We start from the raw sequence: 25,184 nt of genomic DNA, 5'->3' as shown, positions 1-25,184 counted from the left end.
TCGTTCGGCGGCTGAGCCGGAGATCAGGGATAGACGGTCACCGGCTGCGCAGCGGCATCCGCGGGCCACACCGGGACCCCCGCCAGTGCGCCGGGACCGACGAATGTCACGCCTGCCGACAGGCCATCGGCCCCGCCGGAGTCGATCGTGTAGAGCGCGTCGGGCCGCAGCACGACCTCCGCGGCACCGCCCGCATCCACCGCAACCTCCTGCTCCTGGCCGCCCGACTCCCTCACGACCACGGAGGCGTTCTCCGAGCCGCGGTTGGCCAGGGTCAGCCGCGGCGACGGGCCCGCCGGCACCGCCAAGAGCGTCTCGTCCCTCAGGACGGGTGAAGGTGTGAACCACGCGAAGTCCGAGCCGGCGTCCGTCCCGGCCGTCTGCCAGGTCGCCGCGACGACCGGCTCCTCGGCCTCGATCGACACGACATACGCGCCCTCGTCGAGGTCCGCCAGCTCGACCTCCGCCGGGATGCCCGCCGTGAGCGGCACTGTGGTGCTGGTCGCGCCCGGTTCGTCGCCGAGGGGTGAGGCGGTGACCGTGACCTCGGTGTCGCTCGTCGGTGCGAGCACCCGCACGATCGTGGCCGCCGTCCCGGCCGTCGGCTCGCCCGCAACCGTGACGCCCGCCAGGACCTGAACCGTTTCGGCGCTCGCGACCGCGCCCTGGACGTCGAGACCGCCCGGAATCAGAGTGCGCACGATGCTCGACTGCAGGCTCGCGCTGATCGGAGCACCCGTGGCCGTCACGCGCACCACGGGCCGCTCCTCCCCGCCCGCCACCGCGGCTATCGGAAGGGCGAGCTGCGATTCGGCGGGGACCGTGATTCCGGCCGCGCCGGGCGGCATCTGCGGCCCCTCGGCGCCGTAGACGGTCAGCTGCACGCTGGCGGTCACCGCGCCGGGGTTGGACAGCAGCAGGATGTCGGAGGCACCGGTCGTCGTGGTGCCGCCGACGATCCACGATTCCAGCAGCGGAGGGCGGCACGCGGCCGCCGCGAAGCCGACGAGATCCGGCTCCTCCACCTCTGCCGAGGATGCGGCGGACAGAACGGCGACCTCGTTCCCCACTGGTGTGGCGACGAAGAAGGGAACCTCCGGATCGCCGTCGACCTGCGGCGAGGCGAGTTCTCCGTCGGATGGCTGCGGGTTGCCCTCCGGCACGCCGACCGTGAGGTCGGCATCCTGCGCCACGCTGATCAGGCCGGCGTCCTCCGCCGTGCGGCCCAGCGCGAGCACCGGACCGGAGCAGACAGCAATGGTGTCGGCGGCATCCGGGCGCGTCTGCACGACGGGCACCGGAAGGTCGACCACCGGCCACGGGGCGGAGATTCCCGTCACGACGAGCGCCGTGAAGCCCACTGCCACCGCCGTGCCGATCAGGGTCCTCGTACCTGTGGCCGCCCAGCGGAACCATCGGCTGGTGCTCATAGCGCCTCCCTCGATGTGGGACCGACGATGCGCGGAGAGTTGCGCGCCGCTCGGCGCGAAGCGGCTGTCGGCACGGCCAGCAGCAGCGCCAGCCCCAGCACCGCCAGCTGCGATACGGTGATCGTCTGCGACACCTGCCGCTGCTCGGCCGTCAGCGCCGTGCGGGGTGCGACATCCCCCGCCACGCGCCAGAGCACGCCCTTCGGCGTCTCGCCCACCGGGACCAGCCCGGCGCGCTGGTCGATCGAGCTGATGGCCTGCAGGCGAAGGGCTCGCGCGTCTTCCGATTCCGGCTCCGCGGCCGGGGAGAGCAGCACGAAGCTCAGCCCCTGCTGGGCGAGCTCCGTCGCGACGTCCGCCGCGCTCGGGGTCACCAGGTCGGCGACGAGGTTGGCGAGTGCGGCGTCGGCTTCGGTGCCCGCCGTGCGCGTGGTGAGGATCGTGGCCTGCCCGCCGAGCGTCTCGCTCCCGCCCCACACCACCTGCGCGGCGACGCCACCGGGGTTCTGCGGGGTGAGGATCAGCGTCCCCATCGACGCAGTGTCGCGCGCGGCGGCGGCGATGTACGCGGGAAGCGTGGTCGCCGGCCCGTTGGTCAGGAAGGAGGCGCCGCGGGCGGCAGCGGTGAGAGGAGCGACCGCGACCACCGCCAACCCGAGCACGGCCACCAGCGCCAGCAGCGGTCGCGCGAAGGCGGGGCGTGGGGCGAGTCCCGCGTCGAGGGTCACGAGGGCGGCGCCCACCACCCCGATCCACGCGAGGCTCAGGCCGGTCCCGGGCCAGACGGCGACGCTCTGGGACTGCCAGTGCGCGAGCACCAGCGACACCGAGGCGAACGCGGTACCGATGCCGGCCAGACCGACGCCCAGCAGCACCATGCCCGACGTCCAGCGCGGCGTGAGCGGCGCGAGCAGCGCGAGAACGGCGAGCGGCGCCGCGAGGAGCGGCACCCACCACACGGGCGCCTCGATCCCCCGCCCGGCCAGCATCGCGAGCCACCCACCGGGGTCCGTCGTGGGGAAGCCCGCGGCCAGCAGTGCACGACCGGCGGGGTCGGCGGCCACTTGGGGCCCCGCCCACGGGAGGCCGGGATCAGCGAGCAGCGCCACGGGGTCCCGGCCCAGCTGCCACCAGACCAGCGGCGCGAAGAAGGCCGCGGTCGGAACGACGAGCCACAGCACGCGGGCGAGCCCACGGCCTCTCCTGACCGCGAGGACGACGAGAACCGCAAGCAGCCACACGACCAGGAGACCGGGTGCGAGCACGGGAGCGCACGCGACCACGACCAGCAGCAGCAGCGACGCGGCACCGGCGGAGCCCCACGAACGATGCGCCACCGTCCCCACGTAGAAGAGCCACGGCAGCACGAGGTGCACGATCACCGCCGCCGGCCGTCCGAGCACCAGCGCGGCGAGGAAGGTCGGGGCAAGCCCCCAGGCGGCTCCGCCGACGATGCGCAGGGCGGAGCGCTCCGTCAGCCGTGTAGCGGCGAACCAGCCCCCGAGCACGGCGAGGGGAAGCGCCAAGAGCCACAGGAGCACCACCGCGAACGATGGTGCGGTCGGCCACAGACTTCCCAGCACGGCGACCACTCCCGAGAACGGGTCGGCTGGGCCCACGACATCCAGCGCGGAAGCTCGCAGCCCGTACGCCGCATCGGCCCACAGTGCACCGACCGTTTCGCGCAGAGGCAGCAGCGCACCCCCGCCGAGCACGGGCCACGCCAGCAGGGAGGTGAAGGCGACCAGCGAGACGAGCGCGGCGGCGAGGACGGCCCATGCCCCTCCCCCGGTGAAGAACCGCAGCTCGCCTCGGCGGTTCAGGCCACCGGCGTCCGGCCCGTCGTCGCTGCCGAGTCGATCGCGCAGCTGTGTGCGCGAGAGCCGGAGCGGGGCGATCCGGCTCCACGGCGACGTGCGGTGTCTACGCAGGTCGCCGCGGGATCGCGCGATCGAGGGCCAGCGCACCGCAGCTGTCAGCGCCGCTCCCCACTCGAAGATCGCGAGGCTCGGCGCCTTCGCGACGATGTGCGCGAGTGTGCGCCAGAGCGCCAGGGGCAGGATCGTCAGCCAGTGCAGAGGCACCAGCGCCCAATGAGCGTAGGTGAGGCGCCGGTGCAGCTGCGCGGTCCGCTCCGCGTAGGTGCTTCGCCGGATGCCGCGACTCCCCTGCCCCGAAGGAAGGCCCGCCACGCCGTCACCGGCCACGGCGATCCGAGCGCCGGGGACGAGCGAGATGCGCCAGCCGCCGAGGCGGGCGCGGACGCCCATGTCGAGACCTTCGTCCGCCCCGGCCAGCGCCTGGTCGGGAAGGAGGATGCTGCGGGCCTCGGCACCGATCAGCACTCCGCGCACGTCCGCGCCCAATGCCTCGACGTCCCCGTCGTGCTGACCCTGGTCGAACTCGCCGTCGGCGAGGCCGACAGATCGCCCGAAACGGGTCATGCTGACACCGAGCGAGACGATGTGGTCGCGATCGTGCCAGCGCACCAGCTTCGGCGCGACCAGCGCCAGCGAAGACGAGAGTTCGAGCACCCCCGCGAGCCGGGCGAGGGCCTCCGGCTCCGGGGCGGTGTCCTGCGCCAACAGCCAGAGCGCGCTCTCCGGATCGACGCGGAGCGCGGCGAGCTTCACAGCCTTGGCGTAGGTGATGGATGCCGGCGCCGAGATGACCGCCTCGGCGCCGGAGGCGGCCGCGGTGTCGTGGAGCCCCGCATCCGTGCCGCAGATAACGACCGTCAGCCTGTCGACGGGCCGGGTCTGGGCTGCCAGAGCCGCGAGGGTGCGCCCCAGATGCAGCGCGCCCGGGATTCGCGCGTCGGGCCGCGCGACGATCAGGGCGTGGACGAGGGACGGCATGACGTCGTCAGCCTAGGCGCGATGCACCCGCCCTGCGGGTGCACGCGCCGCGAGCGGCTAGACCGCTCGACGCTTCAGCTTGCGGCGCTCCCGCTCGCTGAGGCCGCCCCAGATGCCGAAGCGCTCGTCGTTCTGCAGTGCGTACTCGAGGCATTCGCCCCGTACGTCGCACGTCGTGCAGATGCGCTTCGCGTCTCGGGTCGATCCGCCCTTCTCGGGGAAGAACGCCTCAGGGTCGGTCTGCGCGCAGAGCGCATCCGTCTGCCACGACAGAGGGTTCTCGTCATCCTGAACCGGATGCCGCACCCCCGGCACGCCGAGGTTGACCGGATCGACGAACCAATTGTCGGGAACGCCGGAACGGTACTGTGAGCCCGCCATTTCGTTCTCCCACCTGTAATCCCCCCACGCTGGCTCGCGTGCTTGCACCTAATTACACCGGTGTCATTCGCTTCGGTCAAGTCGCAGATACTAAAGCCTCAACGGACTCTTGAACCTTCACGACGCGCCGACGGCGTGTCGCGCCTCGTCGTCGAATCCGCAGCGGTGGCGCTGCAGCCGCGGCAGGGTGTTGCGACGGACTCAGTGAGCGGTGCCGGGCTGGGCCACGAAGACCTCGCCGTCGCCCGCGAATCGCACCGGCGACTCGTCCTCCGTGAGGAACACGGCGCGGCCCGGTCGCACCGTGCGCTCGCCGCTCATACCGGTCACGGTGATCCTTCCGGCCGTGACCAGTGCGATCGCCGCACCACGGAGGGCGACCGTCGCCTCTGCGCCGGAGGAGACGCGCGCCCGCAGCAGCTCGAAGTCCGGGACATCCGTGGCGAAGGCCTCCACCCCACGCGATGCGCCGTCGGCGGAGGTCGGCAGCACGACGGGCACGACCGCCGGGCGCGCGTCGAGCACCGCCAGCAGTTCGTCGACGTCGACATGCTTGGGGGTGAGCCCCCCGCGCAGCACGTTGTCGCTGGCCGCCATGATCTCCACTCCCAGGCCCGAGAGGTAGGCGTGCAGAAGTCCTGCGCGCAGGAAGACGCCCTCGCCGCGGTGCAGCACGACGTGGTTCATGAGCAGGGCGACGATCACACCGGGGTCTCCCGGATACACGCTCGCGATGCGCCGCGCCGAGGACAGCTCCGCCGCGAACTCGATCGACTCGGCGGAGCCGATCGCCTCGATGAGGGATGCGACCTCGACATCCGCTGCGCCCGAGAGCAGCCATCCGATCACCTCGCGCAGGATGTCGGCGTCATCCTCCGTGCGGTCGAGCCTGGCGCGCAGCGCGGCGGGGCCCAGCCCGTCCCCGAGGGCTGCGGCGAGGCGGCGCGTGGCATCCAGGGGGCGCAGGCCGCAGAGCGCCTCGAACGTCTCGCTCAGCGCGACGAGCAGCTCGGGCTTGTGATTGTCGTCCCGGTAGTTGCGGTCCGCGGCATCCATCGGCTTCCCGGCCTCGCGCGCGAAGCCCTCGACCGCCTGCTCCTTGGAGGGGTGCACCTGGATCGAGAGCGGGGATGCCGCGGCCAGCAGCTTGAGGAGGTAGGGCAGGCGATCCGGCGCACCATCGGCGTTCTGCGCCAGCCAGGTGTCGAGGGTCTTTCCGCTGCCGTCGTCCAGCCGGGCGGGGCCGCCGGAGTGGTCCCCGAACCAGACCTCCGCCTCTGGTGCCTCGCTGGCCTCGCGGCCCTCCAGGCCGGCGATCAGCGTGCGTGACCCCCACGCGTAGTCCTTGGGCGGGTTCGAGAGCGGAAGCAGCACCACCTCAGCCTATTGGTCGACCAGCGGTAGCCTGATTCCACGATGGCCGAGCACACGAAGCACCCCGTGGCGGCCCCTCCCACCGCGCCGGCGCGCGAGACGACGGGGCATCTGCTGCTGCGCGGCTACTGCATCCTCGTGCTCTTCACCCTCCTCGCCGCCACAGCCTGGTACAACCTCCTCGGACCGATCGGGACGACGATCCTCGCGCTGACCCTCGGCGCGGTGACCATCGCGATCTGGGTTCCGCGCATCGTGCGCCAGCGCACCACCAACCCGTTGCCGTGGCGCCGCCTCCCGTGGTTTCTGCTCGTCTACGTCGCCTGGGCGCTGATCTCCGTGACATGGTCGGCATGGCCGGCGGCCACGCTGACCACGTGGCTCTCGCTCGCGATCACGACGCTCCAGGGGCTGTTCATGGCCTCGGTGCTCACTTGGCGCGAGATCGTCCGTGCCCTGGCATCCGCGCTCAAGTGGGTGCTCGGGCTCTCCCTCGTCTTCGAGCTGTGGGTGTCCCTGGTCGTGAGGGCGAAGCTGCTTCCGAACTTCCTCGCGGTGCCGGAGGGCGAGCTGGACCCGCAGTGGTACTGGTCGCGGAACAACCTCTTCGTCGACGGTGGACGCCTCCAGGGCATAGCGGGGAACGCGAACCTGCTCGCCATCACCGCACTGCTCGGGATCATCGTGTTCGCCATCCGGATCGCCTCGCGGGCGGCTCGTCGAAGCTGGCTGATCGCCTGGATCGTGCTGGCGGGTTTCCTGATGTTCCGCGCCGAGTCCGCGACGGCGTATGTGTGCGCCGTCGCCGTGCTCGTCGTCCTCGCCACCATCCTGCTGATGCGGAGGACGACCCGGCCGGGCGAGCGCACCCGGTACTACATCGCCTACGCCGTGGTCGGATTCGGCGGCCTGCTGTCGCTGTGGGTGTTCCGCGAGAGGTTCTTCGGACTGGTGGGGCGCGACTCGGACCTGACGGGTCGCGAGCGCATCTGGTCGATCGTCCTGGAGAAGGCATGGCAGCATCCGGTGCACGGCTGGGGCTTCGCGACGCCATGGGTGCCGTGGGAGCCGGCGTTCGACGGCTGGATCATCGACCACGACATCACGGTGCTGCAGGCCCACAACATGTGGGTCGACGTATTCTTCCAGCTGGGCGCCGTCGGGTTCGTCGTGCTCGTGCTCGCGTACCTGGCCTTCATCTGGCGTTCGTGGTTCTTCGCGGTCGATCGCCCTCGCTGGGACCTGCAGGCCGACCGGCCGTACACCGCGGTGACACTGCTGCCGAGCCTTCTCGGCGCCGTGCTGCTCGTGCAGGGCTTCTCGGAATCGGGACCGCTGATGCTCTGGGGCTGGGGCTTCCTGGTGATGTTCGCGTTCAAGATCAAGTCCGTGCCGTTCGTGGGCATCGGTCCCGCCGAGCAGACGCTCGCGCTGGAGCGCGGTGAGCTCCCGAAGCGTGCGCCGTGACCGGCGACGCCTACCGAAACCCCTCCGGGCGCCACCCCGCGGTGCGCCGCATCATGGACCTGCTGCGGTCCCCGCAATTTGCCCGCGCCTTCACCCTCACTGCGTTCGGGGCGGCATTCTCCGCGTTCGCCCTGATGAGGACCGCCGGAAGGGTCGCGACGATCACCATCGTCGTCGGCCTCTGCATCCTGGCCGCCGCCACACTGGTCGCTCGGCGCCGCGAACTGTCCGCGCTGAGGTTCCTCCCGACATCCCTCGCCGCTTTCGTCCTGTGGGCGCTGGCGAGCACCATCTGGAGCACGGATGCCGTCCGCACCCTCGGCGGCTGGGTGGCACTGGTCGGTTTCGGCTTCCTCGCCGTCACGATCGCGCACGTCCGCGACACGCTGCAGACGGTGCGGGCATTGGGGGATGTGCTGCGCGCGCTGCTCGGCGCATCGCTCGCCCTGGAGATCCTCTCGGGGCTGCTGCTGGACATGCCGATCACATTCCTCGGCATCCAGGGCAACATCGCCCTCGGGGGCCCCGTGCAGGGGATCTTCGGCACGCGCAATCTTCTGGGGCTCGTGACGGTGCTGGCGCTCATCACGTTCGTGATCGAGTGGCGCACGCAGTCCGTCGGCCCCGGACTCGCGTTCTTCTCGGTCATCCTCGCGGGCACTCTCGCCATCCTCTCGTCATCGCCCACGGTGCTGGTGCTCGCCGTAGCGGTCGCCGCCGCCTCCGGAGCGCTCATGCTCGTGCGGCACACGGCACCGGAGGGTCGATCGTTCGTGCAGTGGGCCCTGGGGGCCGTGGTCGTCACCGGCTTGGCGATCGGCTACGTGGCGCGGCATCCGATCATCGCGTGGCTCGGCGCCGGATCGGACTTCTCCACACGCGCGACGCTGTGGAACAGGATTCTCGACTACGTCGCGTCCCAGCCCATGCAGGGCTGGGGCTGGTTCGGACCGTGGACGAGCATGGATTACCCCTTCTTCGCGATCAACTACGACCTGCGCGACACCCATCAATCGGCGCTGAACGCGCTCTTCGACCTGATCCTGCAGGTGGGGTGGGTCGGCCTGCTGCTCTTCGCGGCAATGGCCGGGATCGCGCTCGTCCGGTCGTGGCTGGTCGCCAGCGAGCGGCGATCGGTGCTGTACGCCTGGACGCCGCTCATCCTCATCGCGCTGCTGGTGGACTCCATGTTCGAGAGCTTCACCCTGAGCGGATTCGGGTGGATGATGCTCGCCCTGTGCGTCGTGATGGCGGGGCAGTCGCGTTCGTGGCGCGAGACGATGGACGCCGCGGACGATACGCTCCCCCCGGCGTGGAGCGGCGAGGCTCTGCCTCCTCTCCAGGGGTGACCCAGGAGCGCACGGTAAGCTGTGCAGGCCATGTCGCTTGCCTCAGAGACCCACTCCCCGATGACTACACCGCCGCCGTTCGACCCGGCGAGCGCGACCATCGCCATCGTCACGTTCAACCGTTCGCACCTGCTGCGAGGTCTCCTGCGGAGCATCGGAGGGATGGACCCGAAGCCGGGACACGTCGTCATCATCGACAACGCGTCATCGGATGACACCACCGAGGTGGTCGAGTCGTTCCGCGCCTCGATCGGCACCGAGATCGTGTACCGCCGGCTCGAGACGAACACCGGCGGCTCCGGCGGGTTCAGCGAGGGCATGCGCGTCGCTCACGAGCTCGGATCCACCTGGATCTGGCTGATGGATGACGACGTCGAGGTGCTGCCGGACGGCCTCGCCCGGATGGGCGCGTGGGCGCCGCGGTTCAAGAGCATCCAGGGGCGGCGCTACGACTTCGACGGAAGCCCGTTCTACTGGCAGTATCGGCTGTCGATCCCGCTCGGAATCCCGATCCCGTTCGCACCCGCCGGCTTCGACGAGTCCGGCTACCGGGAGATGAACTCCGGGTGCTTCGAGGGCATGTTCATCCACCGCGACGTCGTGTCGGAGATCGGCCTGCCCGACCCGCGATTCTTCATCTACTGGGACGACTCGGTGTACGGGTGGCTCGCATCCCGGAAGACGACGTCCGTCATCGTCGACGAATTCGTCCTGAAGCGCACCCGCGAGATCAAGCAGTGGGATATGGGCATCAGGCACCTGAACGCGTCCAGCAACGCGTACCGGTACTACATCATGCGCAACCGTGGCCACATGAAGCACTACTTCAAGACCCACGGCGCGTACCGGCCGGTGCGCTTCTTCGTCGGCTCGGCGCTGACGTTCGGCAAGGAACTGGTGCGGCTCGCCTTCGTCGAGCGCACGTTCCGCGGCATCTCTCATCTCGTCCGGGGCGTCCGGGACGGACGCGCCCTCGCCAAGGATTCGTCGTGGCGGCCGATGCCACCGCTCACCGCTGTGGAGAGCTGACGAAGCCCTCCGTATTTTCCTGATACGGTCTGCTCAGGAGTCCACGTGGGCTCATCATCCACGTGTGTGTCTGTTCTCTTGGAGGAGACGTTGATTCCTGCGCGCCCGTGGCGGCTCAGCCGCCCGAGTCGTTTCGCTGCCCTCGCCGGCGGTCTCATCCTTGCCATCGCGGTGGCGCTCCTGCCGCAGCTTGCGACGGCCCCGCCGGCGCAGGCCGCCGGAGATCGGTCCATCTCCGGTGTGGTCACACTGGCCCCAGGAGCGAGCGCGAGCTGGATGGCCGGGGTCGAGGTCTCTGCCTCGTCGCTGTCGGGCGGCTCGTTCGGATCCGCCAAGCCGGACCCGCAAACGGGCGCGTACACGATCAGGGATCTCACGCCCGGCTCATACCGCGTGCAGTTCTCGACCACCGGCTATCGGGATGGCTCCGCATGGGCCCCGCGGCCGAATCTGGTCAGCGAGTATTTCCGGGACACGACTTCTTTCACGTCGGCGACCCCCGTGAACGTCTCGACCGCTGACGCGGCGGACGTAGATGCCGAACTCGCGATCGGCCGCAAGATCTCGGGCACCGTCACCCTCCCCCCGGGTACCGATCCCGATGCGCTTCGCGCGATCTCGGTGAGCGCTTCGGGCGATGTGCCGTCCGGCTCCGTCACAGTGGATCCCGCCTCGGGCAGCTACTCCCTGACCGGGCTCGTCCCGGGTACGTATCGCGTGCAGTTCTCGGTGAACAGCTACTGGGACTTCCCCAGCAGCACCACCGTCACACCCAACCTGGCTTCCGAGTTCTACGACGACGCCCCGGACTGGTCGAGTGCCGTCCTGGTCGATGTGACCTCCGGCGATATGTCCGACGTCGACGCCGCCATGGACGCCGGTCGCAGCATCTCGGGAACCGTCACCCTGCCGGATGGCGCGCCCGACGTGTGGATGGACTCGATCTACGTCACCGCTTCGGGTGTGGATGTCGGGAGCTTCAAGTCCGCCAAGCCGGATCCCACCACCGGCGAATACACGATCACGGGTCTCAGCCCCGCGGCGTACACGGTGGCCTTCAGGTCATCCTCGAACACCCCCGGGACGCCCGCTCCCAATCTCGTGGAGGAGTACTGGGACGACGCGCTCACCTCGTTGACCGCCCAACCGGTGGACGTCACGGCTGGTGACCGAACCGGCATAGACGCCTCCCTTTCATCGGGTCGGAGCATCGCGGGCACAGTGACGCTGCCGGCGGACGCGCCGGCGGCCTGGCTCGGCGGCGTCTATGTCGCTGCGGTCGACCAGGACGGCAACTACGTCGGAGGCGGCAGCGCCGTAGACCCGGCGACGGGAAAGTACTCGATCGACCGGCTGATGCCCGGGGACTACCGGGTTCGCTTCTCAGCCGGCAGCTATTTCGATGGCACTGCGTTCCAGCCGACGGACCTGGCATCGGAGTACTACGACGATGCGCCGACCTTCGAGGATGCGGCCGTCCTCTCGGTGGGCAGCGATGATGTCGGGGGAATCGATGCAACGCTCGAACACGGAGCGAGCATCAGCGGCAAGATCGACCTGTCCGCTCTCGGCGCTGCCGACGGGCGAGGCGTCGGTGTCACCCTCACCGACGCCGGCGGCAAGATCCTGTCGCAATACGGTGATGCATTCCCGGCGGACGGCTCGTACGAGCTGAGCTTCAGCAACCTCGCACCAGGCACCTATCGGGTCGCCGTCGAGATCACCTCGTGGGACGAGGCGACTCAGCGATCGACCACGGAGTCCGTGCAGTACCTGCGCTCCGGGGGAAAGTCGAGCATCCAGCTGAACGCCGGCGATGCCCTCACGGGCGTCGCACTGCAGGCACGCGCGGCGGACGCTTCACTGGCGGGCAGCATCAGTGCGGAGGGCTTCTCCCCCGCTGGTGCAGAGAATATCTACGGGAACGCTTTCGTCTACGAGCGGCTCGATGGAGCGTGGGTGCGGCTGCCGGACGTCCGCATGGACGCGACGGCGCTCGGCGCCAACCCGTATGCGTTCGCGCTGGCGCCCGGAAAGTACACCGTCGGCTTCGAGGCGTACGTGACGACGCTGCCGGACTCCTCCGGCATCCACGAGGAGTGGTGGAACAAGAAGCCGACCCTCGCCGACGCCGACACGGTCGAACTCGCGTCGAAGCAGCATCGAACGGGCGTCGACGGCACCATCCGTCTCGGCGACGCGCCCACGGAACCCGTGGAGCCCACGGAAGGCGCCGTGCCCGTGTACCGGTTCTACAGCGACGTCTACAAAGGACACTTCTTCACGACGAGCGCCTCAGAGCGGGACATGATCATCGCGCGGTGGCCCACGATCTGGACCTACGAAGGACCGCGCTACAACGCCTTCACGACACAGGTTCCGGGCACCGTCCCGCTGTACCGGTTCTGGAGCGAGCAGTACCACGGCCACTTCTACACCTCGAGCGCAGCCGAACGCGATCATGTGATCGCCACGTGGCCGGATGTCTGGACGAGCGAGGGGATCGCCTACTACGTCTACCCCACGGACTCGACGGTCGCCGACACCGTGCCCGTGGCCAGATTCTGGAGCCCGACCGCGCTTCACCATTTCTACACCGCCAGCAGCACAGAACGCGACGAAGTGATCCGCCGGTGGCCGCTGACCTGGACGTACGAGAAGGACGACTTCCGGGTGCCCGCCGCCGGAATTCCGGGCCAGTAGGAGCGCCGACTCAGCCGCCGTTGTAGTCGGCGTTGTAGCGGTCGAGCACGTCGGCGATCGGCGCATCCATGGCCAGCCGGCCCTTGTCCAGGTAGAGCCCGCGCGTGCAGAACCGGCGGAGGTCGCGCTCGTTGTGGCTGACGAAGAAGAGCGTCCGCCCCTCGGCGAGCAGTTCGTCGATCCGCTTGTAGCACTTCTCCCGGAACGCCTTGTCGCCGACCGCGAGCACCTCGTCGACCAGCAGGGTCGGCTCGTCGAGCTGCGACACGACGGCGAACGCGAGGCGCACCTTCATCCCGTTGCTGAGGTGCTTGTACGGCGTGTCCACCGAGTCCGCCAGCTCGGCGAATTCGATGATGCCGTCGAAGCGGCGCGAGACCTCGGCCCGCGTCATCCCGTGCAGTCCCGCCGTCAGCCGCACGTTCTCGCGCACCGTGAGGTCGCCGACGAAGCCCCCGGTGATCTCGATGAGCGGGGCGACTCCGCCGTGCACGGTCACCCGTCCTTCGTCGGAGAGCAGCACCCCCGCGACCAGCTTGAGGAGCGTGGACTTGCCCTGGCCGTTGCGACCGACAACGCCGATCGACTCCCCCGGCGCCACATCGAACGACACGTTCCGCAGCGCCCAGAACTCGTTGGGACGACTGCGCCGCGACGGACCGGCGAACAGGTCCTTGAAGCTGCGCCGACCGCGGCGATTGCGACGGAAGCGCACGCCGAGAGAGTCCACCACGATGGCCGGTTCACCCATCACAGCTCCTTCAGCACGGGGCGTTCCAGGCGCCGGAAGACGAGGGCTCCTGCGACGAGGAATGCCACGCTCATGAGGGCGCCGACCGCCACACTGAGGGTGTCCCAGACCTCTGGGAAGAAGCCCATCCGGTACAGCGTGAAGATGCCCGAGAGTGGGTTGAATGCCGCAAGCTGCGGGAAGATGCCTGGCAGGTCGGAGACGCTGTAGATGATCGGCGACGCGTAGAAGAGCACCCGGAGGATCAGCTTGGTGGTCCGCTCGAGGTCGGTGTACAGCACGCACAGGGGTGCCACGAGCAGCCCGAGTCCCACGAGGAGCATCGTCTGCAGCAGCACGGCCACAGGAAACCAGAGCAGGCCCCAGCCGACGGGTGCGCCCGCAACGATTGCGAAGAACGCCAGCACAGGCAGTGAGCACAGGAACTCGATGCCCTTGCTGAGGACGATGCGGTTGATCCATATCGAGCGCGGAATCGCCGTCGAGCGCACCAGCCTGGCGTCCTTGTTGAACGCACGAGTGAAATCGGACACCGCGGAGTTGAACCAGACCCATGGGAGCAGCGCGGTGATCAGGAACACGATATAGGGCTCGTGGCCGACGGTGCGCTGGAACACCTGGGTGAAGACGAACCAGTAGATGAGGCTCATCACCAGGGGATCGAGCACCGACCACAGATATCCGAGGGCGCTGGTGGCGTACCGCACGCGAAGATCCCGCGCCGACAGCAGCCACAGTGAGTGCAGGTAGCGCCGGGCGGATGCCGGGGCCCCGGCGGTGGCGGATGTCACGGCTTCGAGTCTATGAGTCGTCCGCGTGCTTGCCGGTCAGCGGCGGTACCCCGTCCAGGATGGGCACGCGAGCGTGGGTATCCTTGACAGGTTGCGGATCGCGAGGATGAGAGCTGAGTGATGGATTTCGAGAACGACGTCGTTGTGGTGGGCGGCGGTGGGCACGTGGGTCTTCCGCTGGCCATCGCACTCGCCAGCCGCGGTAAGAGAACGGTCGTCTACGACGTCTCCCAGGCGGCGGTCGATCAGATCATGGCCGCGAAGATGCCGTTCATCGAACCGGGAGCGGACGAGGTCCTCGCCCGGGTGGTGGCCGACGGGAGCCTCTCCGCGTCCACCGATCCCGCCGTCGTGGTCACGGCGGAGAACCTGGTCGTGGTGATCGGCACGCCGGTCGACGAGCATCTCAATCCCGACCCGAATGCCATCCCCCGCGCCCTCACGACCTGCGCGCCGTTCTTCCGTGACGGGCAGCTCCTCGCCCTGCGCAGCACGATCTATCCGGGCGTCACCGCGCTGGTGCGCGACATGGTGGCCGAGATGGGCATCGACATGGATGTCGCGTTCTGCCCGGAGCGCATCGCCGAGCACCGCGCGATGACCGAGCTCTTCGAGCTTCCGCAGATCGTCTCCGGCTACACGCCCCGCGCCATCGCGCGAGCGGGCGCACTTTTCGGCGCGCTCACGGAGTCGATCGTCGAATTGACGCCGGAAGAGGCCGAGCTGGCCAAGCTCTTCACCAACACGTGGCGCTACATCAAGTTCGCCGCCGTGAACCAGTTCTACATGATGGCCAATTCGAAGGGCGTCGACTTCGAGCGCGTCCGTGCCGGCCTCACCCACGACTATCCGCGTGCGAACGACATGCCCGGGCCCGGCTTCGCCGCCGGACCGTGCCTCTTCAAGGACACGATGCAGCTCGCCGCCTTCAGCGACAACACGTTCCAGCTGGGCCACTCCGCCATGCTGGTCAACGAGGGGCTGCCGCTCTACATCGCGAGTCAGCTCGAGCTCAGCCACGACCTCTCGGACAAGACCGTCGGCATCCTCGGGATGGCGTTCAAGGCGGGATCGGATGACATCCGCTCGAGCCTGTCGTACAAGCTGCAGCGCGTCCTCCGCTTCAAGGCCAAGAGGGTGCTGGCCACCGACCCGCACGTACCGGCGAGCGCGGACCCCTCTCTCCTGCCGCTGGAGGAGGTGCTCGAACGCGCCGACATCCTCATCGTCGCGACGCCGCACCGGGAGTACCGCGACATCGTGACGGAGAAGCCCGTCGCGGATGTCTGGAACCTTCTGGGCAACGGAGTCCTCATTTGACCACCGTCGAACCGCGGGTGTCGATCGTCGTGCCCGCGTACAACGAGGGCGACGACATCCGGCAGTTCCTGCACCGCGTCACGCACACCGTCACCGTGCCGTTCGAGCTTCTGGTCGTGGTGGACAGCCCCGATGACACCACGATTCCGGTGGTGGCCGAGGCGTCGGAGCGCGACCCTCGAATCAAGGTCGTGGTGAACACGCATGGACGCGGGCCGGCTCAGGCGATCAGGTACGGATTCGATGTCGCGGCGGCTCCCACCGTGGTGGTGACCATGGCGGACGGAAGCGATGATCCCCGTCAGATCGATGCGCTGACCGAGCTGGTGGAACGCGGCGTCGTGGTCGCCGCCGGCAGCCGCTACATGGCGGGCGGGCAGCAGATCGGCGGTCCGCGCTTCAAGCGGCTGCTCTCGCGCCTCGCCGGGAAGTCGCTCCACCTGTTCGCGAACGTCGGCACGCGCGATGCGACCAACTCGTTCAAGGCGTACAACGCGGACTTCGTGCGGTCCGTCACGATCCAGTCGAGGGACGGCTTCGAGATCGGGCTGGAGCTTACGGCGAAGGCGCGGCGTGCACGTCGGCCCGTCGCCGAGCTCCCCACGATCTGGCTCGACCGCACGGAAGGGCAGTCGAACTTCCAGCTGCGCAAATGGATCCCGAAATACCTGCGGTGGTACCTCTTCGCGTTCGGCCGCCCACTCCCCACCAGCGACATCGAATCAGCCGCGCAAGCCGGCTCGAAGGGAAAACACTAATGGAGAAGGTCCTCATCACCGGCTCGGCCGGCTTCATCGGCGGGTACGTCGTCGAAGAACTGCTGCGACAGGGTTTCAAGGTCGTCGGCGTAGACAACTACTCGAAGTACGGTCCGGTCAAGAAGTCGTACGACGACGACCCGAACTATCAGCTGGTGGTCGCCGATGTCCTCGACACCGCCAAGATGACCGAGCTGCTGATGGACTGCGATCACTTCATCGCCGGCGCGGCGCTGATCGGCGGCATCTCGTACTTCCACACCTACCAGTACGATCTCATCGCCGCGAACGAGCGCATCATCGCGTCATCGTGCGACGCCGCGATCGCCGCCAAGAAGGCCGGGGCGCCGCTCAAGAAGGTCACGTACATGTCGTCGTCGATGGTCTTCGAGTCCACCGACCGGTGGCCCTCGAAGGAGGGCGACGAACTGCTCGTTCCGCCGCCGATGTCGTCATACGGCTTCCAGAAGCTCGCCGTGGAGTACTTCGCGCGCGCGGCGAAGGGGCAATACGACGTCGACTACACCATCCTGCGCCCGTTCAACTGCGTCGGAATCGGCGAATCCCGCGCGCTCGGGGATGTCGAGATCCACTCCGGCAACGTGCAGCTCGCGATGAGCCACGTCGTCCCGGACCTCGTTCAGAAGGTGCTCAAGGGCCAGGACCCGCTCCACATCCTCGGCGAGGGCAACCAGGTGCGCCATTACACGTACGGCGGAGATCTCGCCCGCGGCATCGTCCTGACCCTCAACCACCCCGAGGCGCTGAACAACGACTTCAACCTCTCCACCGCGGCGGGGCACACCGTCGTCGAGCTGGCCGACATCATCTGGCGCAAGATCAAGGGCGCCGACGTGCCGCTGCGGATCGTCAGCGACGAGGCTTTCGTGTACGACGTGCAGAAGCGCGTGCCGGATGTCACGAAGGCCAAGACTGTCCTCGGCTTCGAGGCGACCACCACGCTGGAGGACATGCTGGACGAGGTCATCCCGTGGATCGAGAACGCGATCTCCGAGGGAACGATCTAGCGTCGGACGGAGGCGCCGGGCACTGCACCCGGCGCCTTCTCGTTCGTCATATCGACGGGAGCGCTCATCACCATGCGGATGCCTGACACCTCGCACACGCGGAACTTCCTGATCCGGAACATACGCCGTGGCGGCATCTTCCTCGCGATCGGCGGTCTTGGGTTCGTCGTGGACGCAGTCGTGTACAACCTCCTCGTCTTCGCCGGCGGAGCGGGTCCCCTGTACTCGTACCCGCTCCTGGCCAAGACGATCGCCGTCATCGCCGGACTCATCTTCACGTACGTCGGGAACAGGGCCCTCACCTACCGTGACCGCAAAGCCGCCGTCAGCTGGGCTCAGGTGGTCCGATACGGCGTCGTCAACGTGCTGGCGATCGGCGTGCAGCTCGGCTGCCTGGCCTTCTCCCGCTACGTGCTCGGTTTGGACACCCTGCTCGCGGACAACATCTCAGGGACGCTCATCGGCCAGGCGCTCGCGACGGGGCTGAGGTACGTGCTGTACACCCTCTGGGTGTTCCCGCACTCGCCGGGTGCCGATCCCATCACGTACATCGAAGAGCACCACGAGCCGACGCACCATCGCGACTAGTCCTCGGCCGGGCCCTCCAGCACGGCGCACGGCATCAGCATGCCCGAGAACCCCGCCGGTGCGACCATCACCGTGACCACTCCGTTCGCCGGATTGTCCGGCAGGTCGCAGTCGATCTCCGCCTGCTCGATGGCGTCGGTCCAATCCGCCGTGCCCTCGCGGACGCTCCTCGAGCGCAAGTCGACCGCCACGGGGATCAGCACCGCGACGGCGAGCGCGAGGGCGATCCCCTTTCGCAGCCGATCGCGCTGCACGTGGACGAGGAACGCATCCGCCGCCTGCAGCATCGCGAGCAGAAGCAGCGAGACCGGCACGACGGCGTAGCGTCCTCCCGTGAAGAGGTCGAGCAGAGGCACCGGCGCCAGCGCTTCCCACTGCAGCGAATGCACGATGCCGGCGAAGACGAGGGAGGAGATCGCGAAGGCGGCGATGCCCACCCGACGGTCCCGGTCCAGCCAGCAGGCGGCCACGAGCGCCGCCGTGATGAGAGCGAGCGTTATCCAGGGGAGCGACGGCCCCACGCCCTCGACGAGGCGAACCGTCCCCCGCACACCGGTCAGCGAGCCGAGCGCCACCCGGACGGCGTAGAGCTCGAAGAACTCGACGGCCGTCGGGCGGCCGCTGCCGATGGGGCGTCCCCCGGTCAGCATCTGCGACACGACCACGGCGATCTGCAGCGCCGCCGCGAGCACGAACGCGAGAGTCGGGATCCTGTCTCGCCGCGCACCGTACACGAACCATCGGTACACGAGGAAGGGCAGCAGGAGGAGTGCGAGCGCGTCACTGGCGACGGCCGCGAAGACGGCGACTCCCTGCAGGACGGCGAACGGGTACGAGCGCGACCGGACGAGGGTGGCGCAGAAGGCGGCGACCAGGAGGAACCAGTGCAGGTTCGCCAGGTTGTTCACGACCTCGCCGCCCATGATCGGGAGCACGAGGCAGGCGAGCCAGGCGGCGAAACGCAGCGGCACGGAGGCGAGGCGCGTCTCCATGAAGACGAAGCAGGCGCAGGCCGTCAGCGACGTGAGCAGCGCTGCGATGATGGTCACCGCGACGGGCACGACGGAGATCGGAAGCAGCACCGTCAGCTCGGCGGCGAGACGGGGCACGAGGTGCATGTATCCCGCGTAGCCCTGGAACAGGACGTCCGGGCCGCGGCTGAGCGCCTGGGACAGGAAGATCGCGCCGTCCTCCGCCCACAGCACATCCCACAGGCCAAGCGGTGTCCGCGCGAGTGACAGCAGCGTCCCGACGACGATGAGGCCGACGATGAGAACCGCCCGCCACGGGCCGGTGAGGGTCGGCGGCCGCAAGGGGCCGAAGGTCAGCGCGGCCAGACGCCCCCTGCGATCCGATGCCACCTGCCGGTCGGCACCGGATGCGTCGACGTGCGTACCGGTCATTGCTCGCGATCGCCTCTCGGGTCTGCTTTCGAGCGCATCACGGGTCATGGGCAAGCTCGACTCCGTGAAATCTACACGGTCCGCCGGCGCGGACCCCGCCGTCGGCTGCGATGTGGAGTCTTGATAGGCTGGCTGATCGTGCCCAAAGTCCTCGTAGACCTGCTCAGCTATACCGGCACGAAGGGCGGCATGGAGGTCTACGCCCGGGAACTGTATCGCCGTCTCGGTTCGATCGCTCCTGACTGGGAGTTCGTCGGCTATATGAGCTCGGAAGGCCACGCCCTCGACCGCACCTGGTTCCCCGGACGCACCATCGACTCAGGCCTCAGCGGCGAGAACCGATTCGTCTGGGCCTACGCCGAACTGTTCGCGGTTTCCCGCGCTGCGAAGCGGGAGAAGGTCGACCTGGTGCACTGTCCGGCGACGCTCGGGCCCCGGAGGACCTCGGTTCCCACAGTGATGACGCTGCACGACATGCTGTATTGGAGCCATCCGGAGTTCATGACGACCCCGCTCTACACGGCGCCCGTCAAATGGATGGAGAAGGTCGCAGCCGCCAACGCGACTCGGATCATCACAGACAGTCCCGGCTCAGCCGACGAGATCGCCAAATACCTCTCCCCACCACCCGACACGATCGACGTCGTGCCGCTCGCCGGCGGGCATCCCGGCGGAGTCGACCGGTCGAAGGCGGGCTCCGCGGGTCCCCTCATCATCGCGATGGGCAATCGACGACCGCATAAGAACTGGGCTGCCATTCCCAGAGCGCTCGCACTGATGCCGCCCGCACGGCGGCCCCGCGCCATCATCACCGGCGGACGGGGCGATGACCCACTGAAGCCTCTCGTCGACGAACTCGGGATGAGTGAATGGGTGGAGCTCCGCGGCTGGGTCGACGAGAACGAGGTCGCCGAGCTGTACTCGACTGCGACGGCCCTCGCGATCCCTTCCCTCATGGAGGGCTTCTCGCTTCCGACGCTCGAGGCAATGGGCGCCGGTGTTCCCGTCCTGCTCAGCGACATGTCTGTGCACCGATATGTGGGGGGCGACGCCGCGCTGTACTTTCCGGCCGAAGACGCACAGGCCTTCGCGGACGTGATCGACCGCATCGTCCAGGACACCGACCTTCAGGCCCGGCTGACACGCGCCGGTCTGGAACGCGAGAAGCAGTTCACCTGGGAGCGATCCGCCCGCGAGACGCTCGCCTCGTTCGAGCGGGCGCTCTCGAGCGCTCCGTCCCGTGGCGGCAAGCGGTCGTCACCCCGTTGAGGACCGGCCGGTCCGCGCTCGGGCCGATCTCCTCCCGGCCGTGTCTGGGAGATCAGGCGAGCTGGTTCGTCCACATCGACAGCGCCGAGCCGATGGCCATGTGCATGTCGAGGTATTGATATGTCCCGAGCCGGCCGCCGAAGAGGACACCCGGTTCGCCCTTGGCCAGCTCGCGATAGGCCAGCAGTCCTTCGCGGTCCTGAGGAGTGTTGACCGGGTAGTACGGCTCGTCGTCGCGCTCCGCGAAGCGCGAGAACTCACGCATGATGACCGTCTTGTCGGTCGGGTACCGGTCGGCCCGTTCGGGGTGGAAGTGCCGGAACTCGTGGATGCGCGTGTAGGGGACGTCGGAGTCGGCGTAGTTCATGACGGAAGTGCCCTGGAAGTCGCCGACCGGGAGCACCTCCCGCTCGAGGTCGATCGTCCGCCAGCTCAGCGCGCCTTCTGTGTAGTCGAAGTAGCGGTCGACGGGGCCGGTGTAGACGATCGGCAGCTGACCGACCGTCGCGTTCTTGTTCAACGGCTGCGCCTCATCGAAGAAGTCGGTGTCGAGCTTCACCTCGATGTTCGGGTGGTCGGCCATCCGTTCGATCCAGGCGGTGTATCCGTCGGTCGGCAGACCCTCCCACGTGTCGTTGAAGTACCGGTTGTCGTAGGTATACCGGACGGGAAGACGGCTGATCACCTCCGGCGGCAGGTGCTGAGGATCGGTCTGCCACTGCTTTGCGGTGTAATCGCGGATGAACGCCTCGTACAGGGGGCGGCCGATGAGCGCGATGCCCTTCTCCTCGAGGTTCACTGCATTCTTCGCGTCGAATTCGCCCGCCGACTCCTGAACGAGGGCGCGCGCTTCGTCAGGGGTGTACGCCGCCTGGAAGAACTGGTTGATCGTCCCGAGATTTATCGGAAGAGGGAAGACGACGCCCTTGTGGTTCGTGTACACGCGGTGCTCGTAGCTCGTGAAAGACGTGAAGCGGTTGACGTACTCCCAGACGCCCGGGTTGGACGTGTGGAACAGGTGGGCGCCGTAGCGGTGCACCTCGATGCCCGTCTCAGGCTCGTCCTCGCTGTACGCATTGCCGCCGATGTGCGGTCGCCGGTCGATGACGGTGACCTTGCGACCGGATGCCGCAGCCCGCTCCGCGATGGTGAGTCCGAAGAAGCCGGAGCCGACGATGAGGAGATCCATCCTGATGAAGCCTTCGGTCGGGGCGCTTGTTCGCCGCTGTGGCGAGCCCGGAAAAGTCTACCCGGGGTCGACGAAGGGGCTGGCGGCGCGCGTCTGGGGGTTGCGGGGCCGGTCGATAGGATGAGAGTCCGTCCGCCGCTCCGTCGGCCCTCCCCCGAACTCCTATGACCATCGACATCTGCATGCCCTACTGGGGCGACCCGGGCGAACTGCGGGTCGCCGTCGAGTCCGTCCTCTCACAGGACGATCCCGACTGGCGACTCGTCGTGATCGACGACTGCTATCCCGACGACTCGGTCCCCGCCTACTTCGCCGGACTCCGCGATGCGCGTGTGACCTACACCCGCAACGAGCGCAACGTAGGGATCACCGAGAACTTCCGCCGGGCGGTCGCCGCCGCCCGGAGCACTCACGTCGTCATCCTGGGCAGCGACGACATCCTCCACCCGACCTACGTCTCGCGGATGCGGAGCACCGCCGCCGCGCATCCCGACGTGGATGTCTTCCAGCTGGGCGTCGAGGTCATCGACGGGGAGGGCGGTGCGCGGAGGAGCCTCGCCGACGAGGTCAAGCTGCGACTCCTCACCCCGCGGAGCGCGAAGACCCTTCGCGGGGAGGACATGGCCCGCAGTCTGCTCGTCGGCGACTGGCTCTACTGGCCTTCGCTGCTGTTCCGCACCGCGCGGCTGCGCGAGATCGATTTCCGCGACGACCTGCCGATCATCCTCGACCTGGCGCTGCTGATCGACATCGCGTTCGCGGGCGGCGCGCTGCACTACGAGCCCGGCGTCGTGTTCTCCTACCGACGCCACAACGAGAGCCTTTCCCAGAAGACGATCCTCGACGGCACGCGCTTCGACGACGAGCGGGCGTACTACCGCGCGACGGCGGCGCTGGCGGCGTCCCGCGGGTGGCACCGCGCTCGCCGGGCCGCGCGACTGCGGATCATGTCGCGACTGCACGGTCTCGCCGTGCTGCCGGCTGTGCTGAGACGCGGTACCCCCGCGGCACGGCGTGCTGCCTTGGCACTCGCCTTCCGCTGAGGGCCGAGAGGCCCCGGCCGTCACGCCGTGACGGTCGCGGACGGATCCCCCGCCTTCGCGGGGTGCCTCGTGAGGGCGATCGCCTGGATGACGAGACCGACGAAAGCCGGCACAGTCAGCGCGACCGCGATGCCGGTCGATGCGTCGACGGGCAGGAGCAGCGCGCCGATGGTCAGAAGGGCCGCCACGAGCCATCCCACGAGGTTGGCGGTGTGCCGACGGGCGGAGATCAGCGCCGGACTCGTGACCGACATCGCCGCGACCAGTCCGGCGCTCAACACGACGACGGACACCATCCATCCCGCGATCTCGAATCGTCCAGCAGACACCCACGAGACGATCGGGGGGCCGATGAATGCCGCAGCGACCGCCAGGACCGCCACCACGGCGAGGAGCGCCGCGAGGATCTGGATGAGCCGGGCAGTTCGGACTCGCCCGCCTCGGAACACCGCCGAGATCAGGAAGCTCTGAAGGGCGATGATGGGCACCACGATGGGAGCACGGGTGAGGGTGATCGTGAGGAGGAGCGCACCCAGCGTCTCGGGCGGACTGCCCGCCGCGGTGATGCCGATGAGCATCGGCAGGCCCGTGATGAGCACACCGGAGGCCGCGGCCGCCCCGACCGTTCCCCACGCATGTGCGGCAAACCGGCCGAGCGGCACATCGAGGCGGAAGGCGCCGACCACGCGACGCCGGATGACGAGCCAGACGATGCCGAATGCCAGCACGAATGGGACCGCGATCAGGAGCGCCAGCCAGCCGATCGGCAGCTGAAGGGCGAAGCCGACAGTCAGCAGCACCGCACGGATGGCGGCGTCGAGGATCATCAACCAGGCGATCGCCCGCCAGAGGCGGAGTCCGTAGAGGACACCGCTCAGCACGGCGACGACGAGATAGCCGACCAGCCCCACCGCGAGCACGACGCCGGTCACGACGGCAGAGCCGGGGAGGATGCGACCGCCGAACACGAGCGCGACGACCGCGCTCGCGACGACGACGACGCCCGCCGCGGCGAGGGTGAAGGTGCGCAGGACGGCGTTCGGCGGTTCATGGGCCGCGGGATGGGCGGCGCGCGTGACCTCCTGCTGGACGCCGGACATCGCCGAGACCCCGAGATACAGGGTCGACCAGAAGACCGAGAAGGCGACGTACACCGACTCATCGGCGAGGAGGGCCGGCGCCAGGAGCTGGATGGCATAGCCGAGAGCTCCCACGATCGCCGTGGCGATCAGGACGGCCCGAAGCCCGCTCGCGGTGGAGTCACTCGCCGCCATTCGCGTCCGCGTCGTCGGGGGCGGTCCGCGGCAACGAGGTCTCCGAGGGGACGACGGCATCGCTCTGCCGCTCCCTGCGCGCGCCGGACAGCGTGCGCAGATCGTCGAGGTCGGCTCGAAGGATGGCGACCTCTTCGGCGACGCGTCGCACCTCGTCCTCCGCCAGGGAGAGCTCCCAGGAGAGGTGCAGGGCGACCCCGACGAGAAGCACGATCGCCAGCGCGAAGATGAGGTTCGAGGGGACGATCACTCCGAGCAGATCGGAAAGCCCCAGCAGCAGCTGCGGGAAGATGGCCAGGACGAGCAGGGCGACGCCGATGATCAGCCAGAGGATCGCGTACTTCTCGCGCAGCTTCCGCCGGAGCAGCAGGCTGATGATGATGACGAGGACCAGGATCGCGAATGCGATGCCGGCGGCGATGATCATGCGCTCACCTCGTCGGGACGGCGGCGGCCGCGAAGAAGTGCGAGCGACAGCGCGAACACGCTGCGCACGAGGTACGCCGTCGCGCCCGCGGGGTTCTGACTCGGCCTGCCGTGGACGCGGGGCCGCATCGCAACGGGCACCTGCGTGACGGTCAGCCCCGAGTGGACGGCGCTCACGAGCGAGTCGACCGTGTCGCCGAGGTACTCGGCCGGGTAATAGCGCACGTACTGGTCGATGGCGCGGCGGTTCGCGGCGCGAAACCCGCTCGTGACATCGGTCAGTCGAGTCCTCGCGACGCGCGAGAGGACGCCCGCGAGGAACTTCATCGCCCATTTCCGGGGGCCGCGCACTTCGTAGTCGCCCGTGTCGGCGAACCTGGCGCCGATCGAGATGTCGGCGATCTCGAGCCCGCCGAGCACCCGGACGATGTCCTGCGGGTCGTGCTGCCCGTCCGCGTCCACCTGGATCGCCCTGTCGTAGCCGTGTCGCTGCGCGTAGGTGAACCCCGTCCGCATCGCACCACCCACACCCATGTTGAAGGCGAGGCTGAGGACGCGGGCTCCGGCTTGCGCCGCCACGCGAGCGGTGGCGTCGGTCGATCCGTCGTCGACCACCACGACGTCGGCGCCGACGACCTTCTGCATGATCTCGCGGACGGTGTTGCCGACGTTCGCCGCTTCATTCCATGCGGGCACGATCACGAGCGTGCGCTCAGGATGCTCGGGCATGATGCTCCGAGTCTACGTGAGATC

At 68.6% G+C, this 25,184-nt stretch carries 21 protein-coding genes; 10 read left to right on the top strand and 11 right to left on the bottom strand.

Going from position 1 to position 25,184, the window contains the following annotated elements:
* Positions 1-23 precede the first annotated feature (23 nt).
* From ACLQ2Q_RS01330 to manA, 4 genes are all read right to left on the bottom strand, one after another.
* Entirely contained in the window at positions 24-1,430 is a 1,407-nt protein-coding gene (locus ACLQ2Q_RS01330) for a DUF5719 family protein (protein WP_425817169.1), read from the bottom strand.
* Positions 1,427-4,288: a glycosyltransferase gene (locus ACLQ2Q_RS01325; RefSeq protein WP_425817167.1), complete on the bottom strand. Its 2,862-nt coding sequence runs from the start codon at positions 4,286-4,288 to the stop codon at positions 1,427-1,429. The genes ACLQ2Q_RS01330 and ACLQ2Q_RS01325 overlap by 4 nt, the downstream gene beginning before the upstream one ends.
* Positions 4,289-4,345: 57 nt before the next feature.
* A complete protein-coding gene (locus tag ACLQ2Q_RS01320) occupies positions 4,346-4,669 on the bottom strand; it encodes a WhiB family transcriptional regulator (RefSeq protein WP_425817165.1) in 324 nt (107 codons plus the stop codon).
* 201 nt (positions 4,670-4,870) lie between these two features.
* Positions 4,871-6,043, bottom strand: coding sequence for a mannose-6-phosphate isomerase, class I (gene manA / locus ACLQ2Q_RS01315; RefSeq protein ID WP_425817163.1), 1,173 nt, complete (start codon positions 6,041-6,043; stop codon positions 4,871-4,873).
* A 42-nt stretch (positions 6,044-6,085) separates the two neighbouring features.
* On the opposite strand from manA, the gene ACLQ2Q_RS01310 reads away from it, so the two are divergent.
* The 4 genes from ACLQ2Q_RS01310 (at position 6,086) to ACLQ2Q_RS01295 (ending at position 12,591) form a co-directional block, all read left to right on the top strand.
* Complete coding sequence (locus tag ACLQ2Q_RS01310) at positions 6,086-7,510, top strand: O-antigen ligase family protein (protein ID WP_425817161.1); 1,425 nt, start codon at positions 6,086-6,088, stop codon at positions 7,508-7,510.
* Positions 7,507-8,859: an O-antigen ligase family protein gene (locus ACLQ2Q_RS01305; protein WP_425817159.1), complete on the top strand. Its 1,353-nt coding sequence runs from the start codon at positions 7,507-7,509 to the stop codon at positions 8,857-8,859. Before ACLQ2Q_RS01310 ends, ACLQ2Q_RS01305 begins: the two co-directional genes overlap by 4 nt.
* Positions 8,860-8,919: 60 nt before the next feature.
* Positions 8,920-9,888, top strand: a complete 969-nt coding sequence (locus ACLQ2Q_RS01300; RefSeq protein ID WP_425817157.1) for a glycosyltransferase — start codon at positions 8,920-8,922, stop codon at positions 9,886-9,888.
* Between the two features lie 66 nt (positions 9,889-9,954).
* The gene (locus ACLQ2Q_RS01295; RefSeq protein ID WP_425817155.1) at positions 9,955-12,591 is read left to right on the top strand and encodes a hypothetical protein; all 2,637 of its coding nucleotides are present in this window, start codon (positions 9,955-9,957) and stop codon (positions 12,589-12,591) included.
* A gap of 10 nt (positions 12,592-12,601) precedes the next feature.
* On the opposite strand, the gene ACLQ2Q_RS01290 is transcribed toward ACLQ2Q_RS01295, so the two are convergent.
* Positions 12,602-13,342, bottom strand: a complete 741-nt coding sequence (locus tag ACLQ2Q_RS01290; RefSeq protein ID WP_425817153.1) for an ABC transporter ATP-binding protein — start codon at positions 13,340-13,342, stop codon at positions 12,602-12,604.
* Positions 13,342-14,133 carry an ABC transporter permease gene (locus tag ACLQ2Q_RS01285; protein WP_425817151.1) on the bottom strand — a complete coding sequence of 264 codons (792 nt, stop codon included), beginning with the start codon at positions 14,131-14,133 and terminating at the stop codon, positions 13,342-13,344. The genes ACLQ2Q_RS01290 and ACLQ2Q_RS01285 overlap by 1 nt, the downstream gene beginning before the upstream one ends.
* A 120-nt stretch (positions 14,134-14,253) precedes the next feature.
* On the opposite strand from ACLQ2Q_RS01285, the gene ACLQ2Q_RS01280 reads away from it, so the two are divergent.
* The 4 genes from ACLQ2Q_RS01280 to ACLQ2Q_RS01265 all read left to right on the top strand — a co-directional run bounded on the left by ACLQ2Q_RS01280 (position 14,254) and on the right by ACLQ2Q_RS01265 (position 17,827).
* Positions 14,254-15,453: a nucleotide sugar dehydrogenase gene (locus tag ACLQ2Q_RS01280; RefSeq protein ID WP_425817149.1), complete on the top strand. Its 1,200-nt coding sequence runs from the start codon at positions 14,254-14,256 to the stop codon at positions 15,451-15,453.
* Positions 15,450-16,211: a glycosyltransferase family 2 protein gene (locus ACLQ2Q_RS01275; protein WP_425817147.1), complete on the top strand. Its 762-nt coding sequence runs from the start codon at positions 15,450-15,452 to the stop codon at positions 16,209-16,211. Before ACLQ2Q_RS01280 ends, ACLQ2Q_RS01275 begins: the two co-directional genes overlap by 4 nt.
* Positions 16,211-17,239: an NAD-dependent epimerase/dehydratase family protein gene (locus ACLQ2Q_RS01270; RefSeq protein ID WP_425817145.1), complete on the top strand. Its 1,029-nt coding sequence runs from the start codon at positions 16,211-16,213 to the stop codon at positions 17,237-17,239. The genes ACLQ2Q_RS01275 and ACLQ2Q_RS01270 overlap by 1 nt, the downstream gene beginning before the upstream one ends.
* Before the next feature lie 78 nt (positions 17,240-17,317).
* Entirely contained in the window at positions 17,318-17,827 is a 510-nt protein-coding gene (locus ACLQ2Q_RS01265; RefSeq protein WP_425817143.1) for a GtrA family protein, read from the top strand.
* Here ACLQ2Q_RS01265 and ACLQ2Q_RS01260 read toward each other — a convergent pair.
* Entirely contained in the window at positions 17,824-19,230 is a 1,407-nt protein-coding gene (locus ACLQ2Q_RS01260; protein WP_425817141.1) for a hypothetical protein, read from the bottom strand. The genes ACLQ2Q_RS01265 and ACLQ2Q_RS01260 overlap by 4 nt on opposite strands.
* A 138-nt stretch (positions 19,231-19,368) precedes the next feature.
* On the opposite strand from ACLQ2Q_RS01260, the gene ACLQ2Q_RS01255 reads away from it, so the two are divergent.
* A complete protein-coding gene (locus tag ACLQ2Q_RS01255; RefSeq protein WP_425817139.1) occupies positions 19,369-20,499 on the top strand; it encodes a glycosyltransferase family 4 protein in 1,131 nt (376 codons plus the stop codon).
* Positions 20,500-20,551: 52 nt separating this feature from the next.
* On the opposite strand, the gene glf is transcribed toward ACLQ2Q_RS01255, so the two are convergent.
* Positions 20,552-21,688 carry a UDP-galactopyranose mutase gene (glf, locus tag ACLQ2Q_RS01250; RefSeq protein WP_425817137.1) on the bottom strand — a complete coding sequence of 379 codons (1,137 nt, stop codon included), beginning with the start codon at positions 21,686-21,688 and terminating at the stop codon, positions 20,552-20,554.
* A gap of 164 nt (positions 21,689-21,852) precedes the next feature.
* Here glf and ACLQ2Q_RS01245 point away from each other — a divergent pair, with 164 nt between their 5' ends.
* Positions 21,853-22,731, top strand: a complete 879-nt coding sequence (locus ACLQ2Q_RS01245) for a glycosyltransferase family 2 protein (RefSeq protein WP_425817135.1) — start codon at positions 21,853-21,855, stop codon at positions 22,729-22,731.
* 20 nt (positions 22,732-22,751) lie between these two features.
* On the opposite strand, the gene ACLQ2Q_RS01240 is transcribed toward ACLQ2Q_RS01245, so the two are convergent.
* From ACLQ2Q_RS01240 to ACLQ2Q_RS01230, 3 genes are read right to left on the bottom strand one after another with little or no spacing between them, the layout of a single operon-like run.
* Positions 22,752-24,005 (bottom strand): hypothetical protein, encoded by a 1,254-nt coding sequence (locus ACLQ2Q_RS01240; RefSeq protein WP_425817134.1) that lies wholly within the window; start codon positions 24,003-24,005, stop codon positions 22,752-22,754.
* Complete coding sequence (locus ACLQ2Q_RS01235; RefSeq protein WP_425817132.1) at positions 23,992-24,432, bottom strand: DUF2304 domain-containing protein; 441 nt, start codon at positions 24,430-24,432, stop codon at positions 23,992-23,994. The genes ACLQ2Q_RS01240 and ACLQ2Q_RS01235 overlap by 14 nt, the downstream gene beginning before the upstream one ends.
* Positions 24,429-25,160: a glycosyltransferase family 2 protein gene (locus tag ACLQ2Q_RS01230; protein WP_425817130.1), complete on the bottom strand. Its 732-nt coding sequence runs from the start codon at positions 25,158-25,160 to the stop codon at positions 24,429-24,431. Before ACLQ2Q_RS01230 ends, ACLQ2Q_RS01235 begins: the two co-directional genes overlap by 4 nt.
* Between the last annotated feature and the right edge of the window lie 24 nt (positions 25,161-25,184).

This window comes from Microbacterium sp. DT81.1 (assembly GCF_049844955.1).
GTDB lineage: Bacteria > Actinomycetota > Actinomycetes > Actinomycetales > Microbacteriaceae > Microbacterium.
The sequence above is the reverse complement of the archived record's forward strand: the minus strand, read 5'-3'. Positions and strand labels throughout refer to the sequence as shown.